This window comes from Pseudopedobacter saltans DSM 12145 (assembly GCF_000190735.1).
In the GTDB taxonomy this organism is placed as follows: domain Bacteria; phylum Bacteroidota; class Bacteroidia; order Sphingobacteriales; family Sphingobacteriaceae; genus Pseudopedobacter; species Pseudopedobacter saltans.
In genome coordinates this window covers 1,827,150-1,845,763 of record NC_015177.1, presented here as the reverse complement: position 1 = coordinate 1,845,763, position 18,614 = coordinate 1,827,150, and the positions used below count along the sequence as shown (strand labels likewise).

Annotated in this window: 20 protein-coding genes; 13 read left to right on the top strand and 7 right to left on the bottom strand. The window is 39.7% G+C overall.

Features of this window, described 5'->3' with window-relative positions; genetic code table 11:
• Positions 1-32: 32 nt before the first annotated feature.
• Genes PEDSA_RS07865 through PEDSA_RS07855 form a run of 3 tightly spaced genes read left to right on the top strand, consistent with a single transcriptional unit; the run spans position 33 to position 1,901 of the window.
• Positions 33-800: a ParA family protein gene (locus tag PEDSA_RS07865; RefSeq protein ID WP_013632629.1), complete on the top strand. Its 768-nt coding sequence runs from the start codon at positions 33-35 to the stop codon at positions 798-800.
• A 4-nt stretch (positions 801-804) separates the two neighbouring features.
• The gene (locus PEDSA_RS07860; RefSeq protein ID WP_013632628.1) at positions 805-1,254 is read left to right on the top strand and encodes a DUF3408 domain-containing protein; all 450 of its coding nucleotides are present in this window, start codon (positions 805-807) and stop codon (positions 1,252-1,254) included.
• A gap of 11 nt (positions 1,255-1,265) precedes the next feature.
• Positions 1,266-1,901 (top strand): hypothetical protein, encoded by a 636-nt coding sequence (locus tag PEDSA_RS07855; RefSeq protein ID WP_013632627.1) that lies wholly within the window; start codon positions 1,266-1,268, stop codon positions 1,899-1,901.
• A gap of 26 nt (positions 1,902-1,927) precedes the next feature.
• Here the strand turns inward: PEDSA_RS07855 and PEDSA_RS07850 are convergent, their stop codons facing one another.
• Genes PEDSA_RS07850 through PEDSA_RS20425 form a run of 7 tightly spaced genes read right to left on the bottom strand, consistent with a single transcriptional unit; the run spans position 1,928 to position 9,911 of the window.
• Positions 1,928-3,748, bottom strand: coding sequence for a UvrD-helicase domain-containing protein (locus tag PEDSA_RS07850; RefSeq protein ID WP_013632626.1), 1,821 nt, complete (start codon positions 3,746-3,748; stop codon positions 1,928-1,930).
• Between the two features lie 3 nt (positions 3,749-3,751).
• Positions 3,752-5,893: an ATP-dependent nuclease gene (locus PEDSA_RS07845; RefSeq protein ID WP_013632625.1), complete on the bottom strand. Its 2,142-nt coding sequence runs from the start codon at positions 5,891-5,893 to the stop codon at positions 3,752-3,754.
• Between the two features lie 33 nt (positions 5,894-5,926).
• A complete protein-coding gene (locus PEDSA_RS07840; protein ID WP_013632624.1) occupies positions 5,927-6,739 on the bottom strand; it encodes a hypothetical protein in 813 nt (270 codons plus the stop codon).
• The gene (locus PEDSA_RS07835; RefSeq protein ID WP_013632623.1) at positions 6,740-8,515 is read right to left on the bottom strand and encodes a DUF2326 domain-containing protein; all 1,776 of its coding nucleotides are present in this window, start codon (positions 8,513-8,515) and stop codon (positions 6,740-6,742) included.
• Positions 8,505-8,795 carry a hypothetical protein gene (locus PEDSA_RS07830; RefSeq protein ID WP_013632622.1) on the bottom strand — a complete coding sequence of 97 codons (291 nt, stop codon included), beginning with the start codon at positions 8,793-8,795 and terminating at the stop codon, positions 8,505-8,507. Before PEDSA_RS07830 ends, PEDSA_RS07835 begins: the two co-directional genes overlap by 11 nt.
• Entirely contained in the window at positions 8,792-9,688 is an 897-nt protein-coding gene (locus PEDSA_RS07825) for a hypothetical protein (RefSeq protein ID WP_052305778.1), read from the bottom strand. The genes PEDSA_RS07830 and PEDSA_RS07825 overlap by 4 nt, the downstream gene beginning before the upstream one ends.
• A 7-nt stretch (positions 9,689-9,695) precedes the next feature.
• Positions 9,696-9,911: a helix-turn-helix domain-containing protein gene (locus tag PEDSA_RS20425; RefSeq protein ID WP_109570615.1), complete on the bottom strand. Its 216-nt coding sequence runs from the start codon at positions 9,909-9,911 to the stop codon at positions 9,696-9,698.
• A 257-nt stretch (positions 9,912-10,168) separates the two neighbouring features.
• Here PEDSA_RS20425 and PEDSA_RS07815 point away from each other — a divergent pair, with 257 nt between their 5' ends.
• The 10 genes from PEDSA_RS07815 to traN are packed head-to-tail and all read left to right on the top strand — an operon-like array spanning position 10,169 to position 18,612.
• Entirely contained in the window at positions 10,169-10,474 is a 306-nt protein-coding gene (locus PEDSA_RS07815) for a DUF4134 domain-containing protein (protein ID WP_002979435.1), read from the top strand.
• A gap of 11 nt (positions 10,475-10,485) precedes the next feature.
• Positions 10,486-10,815, top strand: coding sequence for a DUF4133 domain-containing protein (locus tag PEDSA_RS07810; RefSeq protein ID WP_013632619.1), 330 nt, complete (start codon positions 10,486-10,488; stop codon positions 10,813-10,815).
• On the top strand, positions 10,812-13,316 hold the full coding sequence (locus tag PEDSA_RS07805; protein ID WP_013632618.1) for a TraG family conjugative transposon ATPase: 2,505 nt from the start codon (positions 10,812-10,814) through the stop codon (positions 13,314-13,316). Before PEDSA_RS07810 ends, PEDSA_RS07805 begins: the two co-directional genes overlap by 4 nt.
• A 27-nt stretch (positions 13,317-13,343) precedes the next feature.
• Complete coding sequence (locus tag PEDSA_RS07800; protein ID WP_013632617.1) at positions 13,344-13,976, top strand: DUF4141 domain-containing protein; 633 nt, start codon at positions 13,344-13,346, stop codon at positions 13,974-13,976.
• A 2-nt stretch (positions 13,977-13,978) separates the two neighbouring features.
• On the top strand, positions 13,979-14,974 hold the full coding sequence (gene traJ / locus PEDSA_RS07795) for a conjugative transposon protein TraJ (RefSeq protein ID WP_002978499.1): 996 nt from the start codon (positions 13,979-13,981) through the stop codon (positions 14,972-14,974).
• A gap of 19 nt (positions 14,975-14,993) precedes the next feature.
• Positions 14,994-15,617 (top strand): conjugative transposon protein TraK, encoded by a 624-nt coding sequence (gene traK / locus PEDSA_RS07790; protein ID WP_013632616.1) that lies wholly within the window; start codon positions 14,994-14,996, stop codon positions 15,615-15,617.
• A 12-nt stretch (positions 15,618-15,629) separates the two neighbouring features.
• Positions 15,630-16,058, top strand: coding sequence for a hypothetical protein (locus tag PEDSA_RS07785; RefSeq protein WP_013632615.1), 429 nt, complete (start codon positions 15,630-15,632; stop codon positions 16,056-16,058).
• Between the two features lie 18 nt (positions 16,059-16,076).
• Positions 16,077-16,361 carry a hypothetical protein gene (locus PEDSA_RS07780; protein WP_013632614.1) on the top strand — a complete coding sequence of 95 codons (285 nt, stop codon included), beginning with the start codon at positions 16,077-16,079 and terminating at the stop codon, positions 16,359-16,361.
• A complete protein-coding gene (gene traM / locus PEDSA_RS07775; protein WP_013632613.1) occupies positions 16,348-17,688 on the top strand; it encodes a conjugative transposon protein TraM in 1,341 nt (446 codons plus the stop codon). The genes PEDSA_RS07780 and traM overlap by 14 nt, the downstream gene beginning before the upstream one ends.
• 24 nt (positions 17,689-17,712) lie before the next feature.
• A complete protein-coding gene (gene traN / locus PEDSA_RS07770; RefSeq protein WP_013632612.1) occupies positions 17,713-18,612 on the top strand; it encodes a conjugative transposon protein TraN in 900 nt (299 codons plus the stop codon).
• Positions 18,613-18,614: the final 2 nt, after the last annotated feature.

The following is an 18,614-nucleotide window of genomic DNA, read 5'->3' as shown; positions in this document are numbered from 1 at the left end:
ACAGTAAGATGTAAACTTTAAATTTTAAAAATATGGACACAAGAAAGAAACCTCTGTTTGTCGCTTTTTCTTCTCAAAAAGGCGGTGTTGGCAAAAGCACATTTACCACGCTTGTCGCCAGTACGATGCACTATCGGTTGGGCTACAACGTAGCCGTTTTTGATGCGGATTTTCCGCAGCACAGCCTGATGAAAATGAAAACCCGTGATTTGGCAATGGTAATGGAAAATGAGGCGTTGAAAAAACTGGCATATAAGCAGTTTACCACCATCAATAAAAAAGCCTATCCCATTATGCAGCACAAAGCGGATAGCGTACTCGATGCGGCGCACGAATTTGTAAACACTTCCCCTGTTCCGCTTGATGTGCTGTTCTTCGACCTGCCCGGAACCGTGAACACGCCCGGAATTCTGAAAGCATTGGCAGGTATGCACCACATTTTCACGCCCATCACGGCAGACCGTGTGGTAATGGAAAGTACGCTCATCTTCACACAGCTTTTACAGGATGTAATTATGAAAAAAGGCGAAACTTCCATACAAAGCATTAACCTGTTTTGGAACCAGGTGGACGGCAGGGAAAGCACGCCCTTATATGACGTGTATAATCAGCTTATCGGGCAACTGGGGTTAAGCCTGATGCAAAGCCAAATCAAGAACAGCACCCGTTTTCGCAAGGAAAGTGAAGTGGACAGCAAAACAGTTTTCCGTTCTACGATAATGCCACCCGATGAGCGTTTGATGAAAGCCTGCCAGTTAGACCTGTTCATCAGCGAATTTTTAAACATCATTCAATCGTAGTGCTATGGAAAAAGATAATAAACGTAAAGTTACGCCGGACATTAACGAAGAGCTGATGATGAACCTGATGGTAGACGGCGTTAAAAAGGACGGTTTGCAGCTACCGCCTGAACCTGCCGAAGAGCAGGAAAAGGAAGAAATACAAAACGAGGTAAGGCAGGATGAATTACCACAAAGCAAACCTGTACAAAGGGAAAGAAACCGTACCAAGAAGAGCCTTGACGGAAGCTACGGCGAACACTTTTTGAAAACCCATTCGATGACAAAGCGGGGCGATAAAAGTATCTATATCCGGCAGGAATACCACGAACGGCTATCCCGTATTGTACAGGTAATCGGTAAAGATGCTATACCCCTGTATGCCTATCTCGATAACATACTGGAACATCATTTTGAAATGTTTGAAAAAGCCATTACCGATGATTTCAACGAAAAGTTTAAACCCATTTTTTAAAGCATCTGATTATGGAAATAGTAATTGTGATTTGCCTGCTGATAGTCATTGTCCTGCTTTTGCAGGATAAGATTGTCATTCATAAAAGGTCGGAGCAAAAGTCCAAACAGGAAAAAGTTAACCCGAACCTGCCCGATATTATGGGGCAACCCAAGCCAGTAAGAAGCCTTTCAGTGCCAAACACTGCCAATGAAAGCCAAATAACGGAACAGGAGATAAACCCTGATAATTTAGACATTGAATACGACGAAAACGAAAACGTCAGCATTCAAATTCCGCAGGAAGAACTGGACGAAGTTTTCAGCAATATGCCTGATTTGGAAGAAGAGGAAGAAGAGTGGAACAGGTACGGAATATCCGGTGGCGATAACGGTTTTGCCCAAGGGGTTACCTACGACGAACTAAGCTCCGTAGGGGCATTGCTCCAAAAAGAAAATTTGGAACAGGCTCAAAAGGAAACAGCGGTAGCCATAGTTCAGAAATTACAGGGAACCGAATTATTCAGCCTACTGGAAAATTCCATTGAGGGTGCTTCCCGAAAAATTGCCGAGCTTTTGGATAGCACACTCTCCACTGAAACGGACGACAGTTCTTCCACTTTGCGGAAAAATGATTTGGGGAATTTTGACATTGGGGAGTTTGTCTGAAAAGACGGCTCCCTTTTGTTATTTATTCAATCGGAATTGTCAAGAGCAACAATCGAATATTCATAATTATATTCGAGCAAATGAGGTGTAGGGCTTTTCCCTTCAGGATTGTAATAATTTATCCCTCTTGACGTTTCAGAGATTAAGTGTAAATTTTTTCTTGCTCTTGAAGCTAAAACGTAAAGTAATTTTTTAGAATTTTCGTAACCGTTTGTATCGTTGAAGTGTGGGACATAATCATTAAGAAGAGCAAAACCTATTACTGTATCATATTCCTCTCCCTTTACGCCGTGAATAGTTGAAACGGTTATACCATCTCTTTGCCTGAAAACTTTTCTAAAATTTTCAATCTCTCCAATAAATGGATTTCCCTCGTCAATAAGCCTTTGTATTCTATTTTTTGAACTTGCAAAAAATGATGTGTGATGTTCTTCAAGTAACGGGAAATTCGGAATTTGTATTTTCAGGCTTTCACAAATTCTTTCAAAGAAAGAACGTAAGTAGGTTAAACCATCATTTTCATTCACTTCAATTGAATTGCAGATTTTCAAAAACTCTTTGTTTGATAAGTTTGATACATCTACTCCCGCAGCATCAAGTTCGTTCAAAACTTCTTTACTCCAACGTAAACGACGAACGTACATATAGGGCGATGGTTCTGTCAAAACAATTCTTGCAACTTTAAACCAAAAATTCTCAATGTCCCGTGAAAACGGAGCCATACCGGGTCCGTCAAAACTAAAATCCGGAAGTCTAATCATTACCTTCCTTGTAATACTTGCAATCTGAACCCATTGAGGTGCTGCAATACAAATTTCATTAGGGCTAATTCCGGCTTCACGGACATTAAACAAAATCAATTTTGCAATTTCTTCTATCAAATTATCTAACGAAACCGATAAGTTATATGTGATTAAACTATTATAATCTTTTTCGTTTCCGAATGCTATAATAGGGGTAGCAAATGTTTTATAATAATCGAAGTAATTTATTATGGTTTCAGATGACCTGTAATTTTTGTCTAAACTCAACTGTATCAAGTTAAACCCCAAAAGTTTTTCCAAATCATCCTTTGGCATCGGATAACCACCTAAAGAATGATAAATAGATTGGTTAGGGTCGCCAACAATTAATGTTTTTGAACACCCGTTGTTTGCACTTAATATTTTTGATATTATATGGTATTGTATCTCTTTAGTATCTTGATATTCATCAATCAAAATAAATGGAAATAATTTGCATAAGATGGTACAAATGATTGGCTTTGATTTCAATAATTCATAAGCATAAAAAAGTATCTGCTCAAAATCCAATTGACTATTCTCTTTTAATATTCCGAAATATTCTTGAAGAATAGCTTTGATATGCTTATTCTGATTACTATTTTTTGATGTAAACTTATATGTACCATTTATGGTAGCATAATATTGAAAATCATAAAAAGTAACTTTTGGATTGCTATATTTTTTGCATAATTCGGTTAGGAGCTTTTCAGTATCAAAGGAATTACAAACTTTAAACCCGTTTTTCAACCTTTCAGAATACAGATGGTAAGGCTTTAATATCCATTCCATACAGAATGAGTGAATTGTACCAATCCATAATTGTGTAGTATCAACCCCCAATAATTCAACCCGTTCTTTAATTTCATCAGCAGCGTTATTCGTGTATGTAATTGCAATAACGAACTCTTTATTGGAATTTAGCCTGCTTAATTCGTAAGCGATTTTGTATGTAAGCGTTCTCGTTTTTCCACTACCAGGACAGGCAATCAAGAGTACACTATCTTTCTCCAAGATTGCAACTTCTTGCTCATCATTCAAACTTCCTTTTTCCCAAACGAACATAGCCTATTTCAATTTATCTATGAATGTTAATAGTTGGTCATCTGGTATTACCAAGTCCAAGTCAAAAGCAAGGTCATCTAAAGTTGCTTCTTCGGCTCTATACTTCGTTAGGCTCTCCCTACAAGATGAAAAATCCAAAGCATCATCATCATAAAAATGTTTGTTCATCCTATATTCAATGATGTCGGCAATAATATTGTTGGAGTATGTTTCTTTGGCGAAAAGAATGGCATCAACTATGTAGTTTGGAATTTCCGTCTTAAAAGAAATATGCTTGCCTAACATTATAGCAAACCAACCTTTACCTTCCTGTTTAGCCATTGTAAGCACTCGCTTTCCATAAACCGCAACACCATCATCTTCAATATCAGTTTTAGCTTGTACTCTTGTTGGTTGGTCTGTATATACTTGGTCAATTATAGCTATTACTTCCTCCTCGTTGCCTTCGGTTATAAAATCAACTTCAAAAGTATAGTCAGCATAAAATGCCTTTATCCAATCATTCTCTGCTTCAAAGACATCTAATTTAGCCTTACGTTCTAATCCTTTTTGTTTAGATGCCTCAACTTTTCTCTTGTATTTTTTTAATCGGTCGCTATCATCGTCATTAATAGTTGTATCACAAATCGCATCATCTAAATCTGTTAGAATTGCACATTTTCTTCTTATACGGCTATCGTGGAAAAGTTGGGCTACATTCTCAAAGCCTGTACTTCGTATATTGATGAGGCTAATTCCAAGTTCGTCAAGACTTACACCAAATACTTTTTTGACCATTATTGGTATTAAAATCTCTTCTGCATCGCCCTCAACTAATATTACTCCTTTTGCAAATAACAGGTTGGTTCTTACAGCATCCAAATAACGCTGTATTTGATTGATGCTTTCAGATGTTAAACCAGTTGATGGTTGATATACTTCCGCAAAATTTAATTTCTTTGCAAGGATGTTTATATTATCAACATTACTTACTTCGGAAATTTGTGTAGAATGAGTAGAATAGATAATTTGAGTATCTCCATAATCCAATTTGTCAAATAAGGTCTTTTGAATATGGTTATGTATATGGGCTTCCGGTTCCTCAATAATAAGGAAGTTGGCAAATGTATCTTTTGATTTTCTATACTTAAACTCAAGTAATTTCAGGGTTAAAAATATTAGATTAGCACCTCCCAAACTTAATTCGTGAATACCGCCCTCATATTCCTCGCCTGGTTCTCCGATAAAAAGTTTCAATGATTGTAACAATTTTTCGGCTTCATTGGGAACACTTGATTTAATGGATAATGAAGATGGAGAATAGGTAAGACCTACGGCATCCTGAATGGTTGATTTTATATCTGACCTTATATTTTGTACATCGGGCAAATCTTCAATGCTTTCATTTAATTGTTCAACCAAATCGCTGATAGGTTGGTAATCTTCCTCTTTGATTTCTCCACTTTTATTTTTCAATAGAGTAAGTAAAGGATTAGTTCTATTGTTATGAAAGTCACTTACTACATCTCTTAAGGCTTGGATGAATGTGAAAGAGATTTCTTTGGAAACAGATAATTGATGCGGAATTTTAGAGCCAAATTTGGAAGCATCAATTGTAGATGGGAAAACCACATTTTCAAAATCGCCTACAATTTCCTTATATACATCAGGGTCATTAAAATCAGCAGTACTTTTTCCAGTAAAGAAAGTTTCGTAATTATCCTGAATTGTGATGCTATTGAGTATCTTTTGTAAGCCAGCAGCATCTCCTTCAGCTAATTCGGAAAGTTTTTGTCTGATGTCCGCTTTAGGACGAAAGAAAAGGTTGTAAGTAGCTTTTTTTACATAATCTTCTGCGGCAACTCCAACACCGTGAATGAACAATGACTGTATTGCCTCTTCATCGTTAAGCTCATCAAATTCAATACTGATAATAATCCAATGACCTCTCCATTTTCCCTTGTCCAAAGACCTATTAAAATCTCCATCGGTCAGTTTATAAGCATATTGCAAGGAGGCATCTTCTAATAATAGCCTTATTGCCCTAAAGACATTTGTTTTTCCAGAACCGTTTTCTCCGATTATGGTATTTATTCCTTTGTTAAATTGAAAACTTGCATTTGCAAAATTTCTATAATTGACCAAGCTGACTTTAGAAATATACATTAGAAGATAAGGTTTTTTTAAGTTTGAAACCTATTAGATTTCAGTTTCCGAAAACTCTTCAAACACGGAATAGTTTTTTATCCCTTTAGACTTATTCACTTTTCCCATTATTGTTCCATCAATCCGGCTTTTTAGATACGATGCTAAGTCATCAAAATGCCGAACATCAACATAATTAATCCCTGACGCTTTATATCTTTTAGACAATGAAATAGTAAAAGCAGCCCAATTGAATTTTTCTCCCTTTTTACTTAATTCAATTTGTTTCCAATCGCCATATCGCTTTTTTAAATAATCAATGTAGTTCTTCTTGGAAAGCTCTTTACCCAACGCTCCGTCGGGTAATTCAATTTTTGCTTTTACAGGCTTGGCTTTCTTTACAAACTTTGGAAAATACTTATGCAGTAACGCCTCTGATTGCTCAATATGCTTTGTTATGGTATCCCATCCCCAGTAATATAAATGAAAAGGTAATTCCTTTTCTCTTTTAATTTGATTTAGGTATTCCTGTATTTGAGCATCGTCACGAAACGTAGAAGCAAAAACAAATTTGTCAAAATCAATCGCTAAATCTCTTGCTTTTTCTAAATCAGTATTTATATCCTGAATGAGAATTTTCCTTATAGTTTCATCTTTTCTTCCAATTCTTTTCAATTTGCACTGTATAACCGTTTTTGTTTTAGAAGAAAAGACATCAATACCTTTCTGATTTTGTCCTTTCACACCAAACGTCTGAAAATCTGTATTCTCATATGACGAGGTATTCTCTACAAAATTGAATAAATCACAAGTGAGTTCCTCAAATAACCTTTCATCTTTTAAAGGAGGTAATTGATAGTTTGCCATTTAAAAAAATCGTTTAAAAATTGTTTCCTGTTCGGTATCTGAGAATTCAGCAATCACTTGTTTAGACCAATCAAAATCGAACTTGCCGAACTTATTTTCATCCCCGTTTAAATCAATTTCGTCTTCATTGAAAGTAAGGATATACTGAAAGTTATGCAGCTCGTTTGATTTGTGGTACATATAGTTCAGGACATTGGATATTGTTTTGTATGATATGGCGTGAAATACACCATCGTGTACAAGAAAATCCGGAATATTACGCTTGTCAATCCTGCTCTTTAAAAAGACCATTAAATCATACGCTACGATTTTCAAACGCTCTTGTCCTAACGCATCAGCTTTAGGGATTTCCAAACTTATTTTAAAAGGCAATTGGTTTCTCGGCGAAGTAGAGTTTAATGTGATATTAAAATAAGAGTTGTCAAATTCTTCATCTAAATAAATTGCATTTTCAAGAATTTGCTGAAATAACAATCTCAACTCATCAAGGTATGATTGCTGCTTATTTAGCTCGCTGACAATATCTCTTTTTAATTCTGCGATAACAATATTGGAGTTTCCCAATATCTCTTCTATTTCGTCAATTTCTCGTACAATTGAGGTATTCCGTTCTAAAAGTGTTTTTTCATTGACTAATCTTTCATAAGTGCTTTCAATCCTATCCAATGCACCTCTCTCTTTTAGCAATGAAAATAATTGGCTCCTGTTCTTTTCTAATTTTTCAAGCTGCGTTAAACTCTGGTCGATTGATGATTGTAATTTCTTTTCTTCTTCCAACAAATATTTATTCCTATTCGTCAGTAGTTGTTTTTTAAAGTCTATAACTTCATCCAAACTCCTTTTTACAAAGTTGCCGAATGTTGCCACGGTTTCATTGTAGAGCTTACGAATTTTGTCCAGGTCGATAGAAGACACATCATTGTAAGAGGATTTTAGTTTTTCTAATTTCCGGTTTGTATTATGATAGATGACAGATTGCTCGTTAATTTCAGATATAACCTGATTTAATTTTTGTTCTATTTCTTTGTGATTAGCAAGAAAATTGTATTCCTTCAGGCTGCCTTCGAGTGCAGCAATGTCTTTTTCAATCTTTAACCGCTCTGTTCTAAATTCCTGAATATCTTTACCTGTATCTGCTTTAACCTTTTCTGAAAGGGATTTTACCGTATTATTATACCTTTCGTATTCAGAAGATACTTCGTTATATTTTAAAAGTGTTTTTGTCGGGAGATTTAGCAAATAAAAATTATACAATGCCTTTTCTCTTGCATTGGCATTGTAAGAAACAAAATTTAAAGGGTCAACTCTTTGCTGACTTTGCAAGTCGTCCTTAACAAAAAATTCCATCAACGTTCCATATCTTTTTCCTTCAAAGAATACTTCGTTGTTTTCTGTCGGAAAAAATATCCCTTCCAGCAATTTCGGCATTTCAGATTTTTCATATTCATCAAGAGCATCCGGTCGCTTCCCGAAAAATATTTTTTTTGTATCGGCAAAGCCCCTCTTGATAAAATATTTTTGTTCCTGTACTTCAATTTCTAAAGTAATCGTGTGTTCATCATCACGTAAAAAGTCATACTTTTTTTGAGCAAATCTTTTTTCTGCTTTACCGCTTAATAAGGTAAAATCAACAAGCCTGACCAACGTAGATTTGCCAATACCATTAATCCCTCGTGCTTCTTTATCCCCAGAGTATTTGCCCAATATGATGTTTATTCCATTGTGAAATGGAACAGCATCTATAAGGTTGGTTTCTGAATATATTCTAATTAACATTGTCGAATAAACTTGTTTGATTTTCTTCTTGGTTTTCTTTCTTTACCAATTTAATTTTATATCCTTTTTTCTCAATGCTGCCAATCGTATGCAAGAAGGTCAAGGCATACAGAAAAAGGTCGGGTGTCCTATCTTTATCCCTGTTTAAAAACTTATTCATTATATCATCCACGATAACGTATTTGTTTTTGAAAGGGGAATTACCCATAATACTTATAATATCTGCTCCCAATACCATAAGGTTGGTTTTAAGATTGCTTTCAGGCTGCGGTAATATCATAGTTCATTTTCTGTTTTTCTGCCTATTAAACACTGTTCAAACATATACAGCAATATAGATTTTACGCATTTTACATATTCATCATCTTTAATATTTCCATATGTCGTTGTATATTGGTCGGTCAGATTATATAATCTCTCCTTGAAATTTCCTGAAAGTTTATTGTAATCATTTATAACCCTTCTTTTCAGGGTATTAATCTCATCATCATTATATCCCGAAAGTATATTGGTAATCGTATTAAACTCCGCCATAACCAATACCATTTCCGAGTTCATCCCGTCCCAATCTTCCTGTTCAAAGTTGAGTTCGATTTTCTTTTGGGGAGGGACTAATGTTTTCCTGTCGAAATGCAGAGCTTTATCTTCTTCGTTTGAGGCATTCAGTAGGTCATTAATGATTTCCTGAATATAGTCCTGTATAAAAAAGTTTTCAATGCCTAAGTAGGCTGCAAGTTTCCTTTTTTTACTTGATACAAGTTCATCAACAATAGAAAGAATTTGGTCTATCCCCTTAATCGAAGTATCGCCATCTAAACCCTGAATTAGTGTAAATTGTTCCGGTGACACTTCGTGGTTAACATACATTTCCCAATTTGGAAATTTGTCTTTCCAGTTTTTTTGGTATTTTTCAAAATCTCCTTCTTTATTTGCTGCACCTAAAACTTTTGTTTCAAAATCAGTTTTGCTATATTTTCTTGGCGCATAACAAGCCAATATCTTTTGTTCGGGCAAAATAGTACCGTCATTGCCTTTATCCTTATTCCTCCTGATGGGCGTATAGTTATCAACGCCATATTTCAAAAGAAACAGTTCATCAATAAATTCTTCGAACTCAAATCCTTCTTTGGATTGAATTTGCATTTTAAAAGCGTTCTTCAATAATTTATCCATATACAAATCAGAGTTCCAAATTAATTTTAACCGTACCGTCAAATCCCTTTTCTACTATCTCTTTAAGGGTTTGAAGTTTGATATTATTGCCATAATCAGTTTCGACCTTAGAAATGTAACTCCTTTTCTTACCCACTTTTTGGGCTAATTGTTCTTGAGTTAGCTGTCTTTGTTCTCTGGCTTCCTTCAGCATTTCTCCAATATGTCTGCCTGATATTTTCATCTCAAAAAGGATTAAAATTGACTTTATTATGAATGTACAAATGTAATTTAAAAGTTGCATTGAACCAACTGTAAATTGCAATAAAAGCCTCCCATCATTTGTACTTCCGTTCTGGAGGTCCCCACCAACAAAGCCACTCACAGCCAAACACTTCCTCTGACTGCCACTTTCTCATAACGCCTCTTTTTCCATAAGACATTTGTCCCGAAAGCTCGCAAGGTGCGGGATAAACAGTAACAAATTAATGTGTTTCAATTATGGAAAAACAGAGAAAAAAAGTTTTGCTGGCAGCCGTGGCAATGCTGTCAGGAATTGGTGCGTTCGCACAGGGAAACGGCTCGGCAGGTATCAACGAGGCTACCCAAATGGTAACAAGTTATTTCGACCCCGCAACGCAATTAATCTACGCCATCGGTGCGGTAGTCGGGTTAATCGGGGGCGTTAAGGTGTACAACAAATTCAGTTCCGGCGACCCCGACACGAGTAAGACCGCAGCTTCGTGGTTTGGTGCGTGTATCTTCTTGATTGTTGCCGCTACTATCCTGCGTTCATTCTTCCTTTAATCCGTTGCCTTATGAATTACAATATCAACAAAGGCATCGGCAGGACGGTGGAATTTAAAGGGCTAAAAGCGCAATACCTGTTCATTTTCGCAGGTGGGCTGCTCGGTACGCTTATCCTCGTGATGATACTGTATATGGCAGGCGTAAACTCTTACATCTGCCTGTTCCTCGGAGCAGGCGGTGCTTCGCTCATTGTATGGCAGACCTTTTCGCTGAACAGGAAGTACGGCGAACACGGACTGATGAAAATTGCAGCCAATAAAAGGCATCCCCGCTACATCATCTGCCGCAAGCCTGTAAACCGCTATTTAAAATTCACACCTAAACAGAATGCCGTATGAGAAATGTAGCAAAGACCACCACACTGGAAAACAAATTTCCCTTGTTGGCAGTAGAGAACAACTGCATCTTATCCAAAGATGCGGACATTACCGCTTGTTTTGAAGTGCGTTTGCCGGAACTGTTCACGGTAGCTTCTGCGGAATACGAAGCCATTCACTCCGCCTGGCACAAGGCGATTAAAACCCTCCCTGATTTTACGGTCATTCACAAACAGGATTGGTACATTAAGGAAAGCTATGCACCTGATTTGGCAATCGAAGACCAGAGTTTTTTATCGAAGTCTTATCAACGTCATTTCAACGAGCGACCGTTCCTGAACCATTATTGCTACCTGTTTCTGACAAAGACTACTAAGGAAAGAATGCGGATGCAAAGCAACTTTAGTTCGCTTTGCAAAGGTACACTGATACCAAAGGAAATCAGGAACAAGGAAACGATACACCGCTTTATGGAGGCGGTCGCCCAGTTTGAACGTATCGTGAACGATAGCGGTTTTGTCAGCCTGCGGCGTTTGACCGAAGAGGACATTATCGGAACGGAAGATACACAGGGATTACTGGAACAGTACCTCACGTTATCGAGGGGAGCAGGAACACCAATGCAGGACATCGCACTCGGAAACGAAGAGGTGCGCATTGGCAACAAAAGGTTAAGCCTGCATACCCTTTCAGATACGGATGACCTGCCCGGAACGGTATCGGCAGATACCCGTTTTGAAAAGCTATCTACCGACCGTAGCGACTGCCGTCTGTCATTCGCCGCACCTGTGGGCTTGCTATTAAGCTGCAACCACATATACAACCAGTACATTTTTTTGGATAACAGCGAAGACAACCTGCAAAAGTTTGAGAAGTCTGCAAGGAATATGCACTCACTGGCAAGGTACAGTCGTGCCAACCAAATCAATAAAGAGTGGATAGAAAAGTACCTGAACGAAGCCCACAGCTTCGGATTGTCCTCCATCCGTGCGCACTACAACATTATGGCGTGGTCGGAAGACCCTGCGGAACTGAAGCAGTTAAAGAATGATTGCGGTAGTGCATTGGCATTGATGGAGTGTAAGCCACGCCACAACACTACGGACGTAGCAACATTCTACTGGGCAGGAATGCCGGGCAATGCGGGCGACTTTCCCAGTGAAGAAAGTTTTTACACTTTTATTGAGCCTGCCTTGTGCTTCTTCACGGAAGAAACCAACTACCACAATTCGCCCTCGCCGTTCGGTATCAAGATGGCTGACAGGCTTACAGGAAAACCTATCCATTTGGATATTTCCGACCTGCCTATGAAACGGGGTATCATCACGAACCGAAACAAGTTTATACTTGGTCCGTCGGGTTCGGGTAAATCGTTCTTCACTAACCATATGGTACGCCAGTATTACGAACAGGGCGCACACGTACTGTTGGTAGATACGGGTAACTCTTATCAGGGCTTATGCGAACTCATCAAAGGAAAGACCAAAGGCGAAGACGGTGTTTACTTCACATATACCGAAGATAACCCGATTGCCTTTAACCCTTTCTATACCGATGATGGCGTATTCGACATTGAGAAGCGGGAAAGTATCAAAACCCTGATACTGACCTTATGGAAACGTGATGATGAGCCGCCAACCCGTTCTGAAGAAGTTGCCCTGTCCAATGCGGTAAGCGGTTATATCGAACGTATCAAAACGGAAGATGTGTACTCCTCATTCAACGGTTTCTATGAGTATGTAAAAGGCGACTACCGCAAGGTACTGGAGGAAAAGCAGGTAAGGGAAAAAGACTTTGACATTGCCAACTTCCTGAACGTACTCGAACCTTATTACAAAGGAGGGGAATACGATTACCTGTTGAACTCCGACAAACAGTTAGACCTGCTTTCTAAACGCTTTATCGTGTTTGAGATTGATGCGATTAAAGACCACAAAATCCTCTTTCCCATTGTGACCATCATCATTATGGAGGTGTTTATCAACAAAATGCGCCGATTGAAAGGTATTCGCAAGCTCATCCTGATTGAAGAGGCTTGGAAAGCGATTGCCAAAGAGGGAATGGCGGAATACATCAAGTACCTGTTTAAAACTGTCCGCAAATTCTTCGGAGAAGCAATTGTCGTAACGCAAGAGGTCGATGATATTATCCAATCGCCTATTGTGAAAGAAAGTATCATCAACAATTCCGACTGTAAAATCCTGCTTGACCAACGCAAGTATATGAACAAGTTCGATGATATACAGGCGATGCTCGGACTTACGGACAAAGAGAAAGGGCAGGTACTTTCCATCAATATGAACAACGATGCAAGCCGACTGTACAAAGAGGTTTGGATTGGCTTAGGTGGTACGCACTCGGCAGTCTATGCCACTGAAGTTAGTTTGGAGGAATACCTCGCTTACACAACCGAAGAAACCGAAAAAATGGAAGTAATGCAGCTTGCTTCCGAACTGGACGGTAATGTAGAACTCGCCATTAAGCATATCGCAATGCAAAGGCGGGACAAAGTAAATCAATAGTCATTAACATTTTAAAATTCAGAAACAATGAAAAAAGTATTGTATCTGGTGTGTACGGCATTAATGCTCGCCGTAGCACCGTCAGCAAAAGCCCAGTTTGTAGTTACTGACCCTGCAAACCTGGCTTCAGGAATTATCAACTCTGCAAACGAAATCGTGCAGACTTCTTCCACCGTAAGCAATGTGATAAAGAACTTCAACGAAGTGAAAAAAGTTTACGACCAGGGCAAGGAATATTATGACAAGCTGAAAGCTATCAACAATCTTGTGAAAGATGCCCGTAAGGTGCAGCAAACGGTATTGTTGGTAGGCGATGTGTCCGAAATGTACGTGCAGAATTTTGGCAAGATGATGAACGACCCAAATTTCACACCGCAGGAATTGGTCGCTATCGGTAATGGCTATTCGGCACTGCTCAATGAAAGTACCGAACTGCTGAAAGAATTGAAGCAGATTATAACCTCATCAAGCCTTTCGCTCAATGACAAAGAGCGTATGGATATTATCGACAGAGTGTACAAAGAGGTAAAGGATTACCACAGCCTTGTACGCTACTACACCAATAAGAACATTTCTGTAAGCTACCTAAGAGCGAAAAAGAAAAACGATGCCCAAAGAGTGCTTCAACTCTACGGAACTGCTAACCAAAAATACTGGTAAAAATGGAATGGGATAATCTTCACGAACTCCTGCGTTCGCTTTATGACGATATGATGCCGCTTGCAGGCGATATGGCGGCAGTAGCTAAGGGTTTGGCGGGATTGGGAGCATTGTTCTATGTGGCATTAAAGGTTTGGCAGGCTTTAAGCCGTGCCGAACCTATTGATATGTTCCCTTTGCTGCGCCCGTTCGCTTTAGGGCTTTGTATTATGTTCTTCCCGACCATCGTACTGGGAACCATCAATGCGGTACTTAGCCCGGTGGTAGTAGGAACCCACCAAATACTGGAAGACCAGGTGCTTGACCTGAACAAACTGCAACAGCAGAAAGACCAGTTGGAATATGAGGCAATGGTCAGGAACCCCGAAACCGCCTATATGGTATCAGACGAAGAGTTTGATAAAAAACTGGACGAACTGGGTTGGTCGCCCTCTGACATTGGAACAATGGCGGGTATGTATATGGACAGGCAAGCCTATAAGATTGAAAAAGCCATAAAGGATTGGTTTCGTAATCTATTGGAAATTCTCTTTCAGGCGGCGGCTTTGGTCATTGATACCATACGAACGTTTTTCCTGATAGTCCTCTCCATACTCGGACCAATAGCCTTTGCTATTTCCGTGTGGGACGGCTTTCAGTCCACGCTCTCGCAATGGCTCACGAGGTACGTCAGCGTTTACCTATGGCTTCCCGTTTCGGATTTGTTCAGCTCAATGTTGGCAAGAATACAATCCCTCATTTTAGAACGGGATATAGCAATGCTTGCCGACCCTACCTATATACCTGATACAAGCAATACCGTGTACATCATCTTTATGATTATCGGCATCATCGGGTACTTCACTATCCCGACAGTAACAGGTTGGGTAATCCAAGCCGGAGGCGCAGGAAACTTTACCCGCAATGTAAACTCCACAGCAATGAAAGCCGGAAACATCGCCGGAGCAGGCGCAGGTTCAACAGTTGGAAACATCGGCGGTAAACTGATGAATAAATAATCATTAATCATTCTAAAAAATGGAATTTAAAACGCTAAGAAATATCGAAAACAGCTTTAGGCAGATAAGATTATATGCCATTGTGTTTGCGGTTCTCTGCATTAGCGTGGTAGGTTACACCGTATGGCGTTCCTACCGCTTTGCAGAAGAACAACGCCAAAAAATCTATGTACTGGATAACGGCAAATCCCTGATGCTTGCCTTATCGCAGGATGCGAGCATCAACCGCCCGGTTGAGGCAAGGGAACACGTAAGGAGATTTCACGAACTGTTCTTTACGCTTGCGCCCGACAAGAACGCTATTGAAAGCAATATGAGCAGGGCATTCAACCTTGCCGATAAAAGTGCTTTTGATTACTACAAAGACTTGTCGGAAAAGGGCTATTACAGCCGTATCATTTCGGGGAACGTGCAGCAACGCATCGAGGTGGATAGTGTCTTGTGCAATTTCGACAACTACCCTTATGCAGTGCGTACTTATGCCAAACAGTTCATTATCCGGTCAAGCAACGTAACCAGGCGTAACCTGATTACTTCCTGCTATCTCGTCAACTCCGTTCGTTCCGACAATAATCCGCAGGGCTTCAATATTGAAAAATTTGCAGTCGTGGAAAATAAGGATATAGAGGTCATCGAACGCTAAAAAAACAATCTTATGGAAGCATTATCAGATTTAAGCACGTTCGCAAAAATCCTTACCGACAAAGGATATAACGGGTATTTCCATACGCAGGGAGCGTATGCCGGAAAGCTGAAAGACAGCATCAGCGAATACCTCGAAAGCTGCCAAAAAGGTGCAGACAGTTTGCCTAAGCAGGACTTACTGCTGACAGGCTACCTACAATGGTCGGGCGATGACAAGCCCTGTGTAGAATGCAATATGTGGGTAAAATACCTGAATGGAAAATTCTCTCTTAGCCGAATGGAAATAGCCAAGAAAGACGGCTTTGGGCAATTACTCAAAAAAACGGAACTGGCAAACCTGTCCGTAATGTCCGCACCCAAATTAACGGAAGCGGTCGCACTGGTTAACGATGCGCCGAAGCAACAGGCGGGTAAAAGTCCTAAGCGTTTCAAGCTGTAACACAGAAATAGTAAGGCTATGAAAAAATTAAGAGCAAATATGGACAGATACTTTGACAAGTTGGACGAACGTTGGCGGGCGTTGCCCTTGCGCAAACAGCACCGATATACGCTGTACTTCTTTGTGGGTTATCTGCTGCTTACCGTAGCGGTCATTGGCAAAGTGATGTACGATACCTCAAAGTCCGGTAACGGTATGGTCATAGAGCATATCGAGAACCCTGTCCTTAAAAGTAAAAATCCTGCAAGGTTGCAGGATAGTGTATCAACAATTTTAAAAAATCAGATTTATGAAAGAAAATGAAAAAAGGGTCAGCTTTCTCGTTGAGGGAGAAGACCAAAACGGAGCATCAAATCTGCCGGATAATAAAAAGAGCAATAAGGATAAGCTCAAAAAGCCAATCATATTCCTTTTGATGGGCGTGGTATTTCTCGGCTGTATGTACCTCATATTTAAACCGTCGAAAGATAAAAAAGCGGTTGAAAATATCGGGTTGAACGATGCTGTACCGCAGGCTACCGGAGCAGGGATGCCCGATGATAAAAGCAAGGCGTATGAGCAGGAAATGCTCGAACGCAAAGAGCAGGAAAAGCGGAATGCGCTAACCACGCTTTCTGATTATTGGAATACTGAAGACAGTGCATCTGCTGACAATGAAGAAAACTTACCTGAAGAAGATGAAGAAAGCAACGGCTTTGGCGGTGGTGGCAGAAATTCGGGACGAAACGGAAATTCTGCATTGAACAGCTACCGTAATGCACAAAGCACACTGGGTTCATTTTATAATAATGACAATGCTGAAACAATGGAACTCCGTAAGCAAGTGGACGAACTGAAAGCAAAGTTGTCGGAAAAAGATGTGCCACCTGTGGCCACCGTTGACGACCAACTCAAATTAATGGAGAAATCCTATGAAATGGCAGCAAAGTATCTTCCCCAAAATGCCAATACCGGAAACGCTGCTCCTGCCATCGGTGCAACTCCTGCTGCTGCGGGTGCTAACCAAAAAGAGCAATTTGTATCGTTCACACCAACAAGAAAGAACATTGTATCAGCCTTGTACCGTGAACCGTCGGACAGTGCCTTTGCAGCCGATTGGAGCCAAACAAAAAACAGGGGGTTCTATACCGCAGGTTCTACTGAAGAGGTGGTACAGCCTAAAAACAGTATCAAAGCCTGTGTACACGAAGCCCAAACGGTAGTTGGCGAAACGGGTGTGCGTTTACGCCTGTTAGAGCCTGCCAAAACCCCGCAACGTACCATCCCCAAAGGAACAATTGTAACGGCTAATGCCAAATTTCAGAATGGCAGGTTACAATTAAAAGTTACTTCGGTAGAACTGGAGGGCAATATCATCCCGGTAGATATTACTATTTATGATTTGGACGGACAGCAAGGTTTATATGTTCCGTATTCGCCTGAAAGAAATGCGGTTACGGACATTGTAGCCAATATGGGCAATGCCACAGGTTCGAGCTTCAGTATGAGTTCTACTCCTGGACAGCAAATTACTTCTGACCTAAGTAAAAGTGCAGTGCAAGGTATTTCGGGCTATTTCGCTAAGAAAGTAAGAACGCCAAAGGTTGCACTCAAAGCAGGCTATCAGGTCTTTCTTGTATCTAAAAAATAATGTTGAACTCAAATAAATAAAACAATGAAAAATCATTTAAAAACCTTTTGGGCTATTGCCCTGATACTCGGCTTTGCCTTAACAACTTATGCACAGGATAGTGCAACTGCAAAGACACCGCTTGCATTAGGCAAGATAGAACCGTATCGTATGGAAGTTACCTACGATAAAACGTCGCACCTGATTTTCCCGACCGCCATTCGTTACGTGGATTTGGGCAGCGAATACCTGATTGCAGGGAAAGCTGAAGATGCCGAAAACGTGTTGCGTGTAAAAGCATCAGTAAGGGACTTTGAGCCGGAAACGAATTTTTCAGTTATCACGAATGATGGGCGTTTTTACAGCTTCAACGTGTATTACAGTTCCTATCCGGAGGCATTAAGCTACGACCTGCTCACAATGCAAAAAGCGGTGGATAAAGCCAACGGTAACGATGTGCTTTTTGAGGAACTGGGTAACAATTCTCCCTCACTGGCAGGCTTGTTACTGGAAACCATTTACAAGAAAGATAAGCGCATTGTAAAGCATATCGGTGCTAAGAGTTTCGGCATTCAGTTTATCCTAAAAGGGATTTACATACATAACGGCAAATACTATTTCCATACTGAATTGAGAAACCGTGCCAATGTTCCTTTCGAGATTGATTTCATCAATTTCAAAGTAGTGGATAAAAAGGTAGCTAAACGCACCGTAGTCCAGGAACGCCCTTTAACTCCTTTGAGAACTTACAAGCCATTGGACGGTATTTCCGGAAAATCGACCGAACAAAATGTGTTCCTGTTAGACCAGTTTACCATTGCCGATGATAAGGTACTGCTGATTGAGATTTTCGAGAAAAACGGTGGCAGGCATCAAACATTGCACGTCGAAAATTCCGATTTAATCAAAGCCCGTTTGATTGACGATATGCACCTGAAATTTTAATA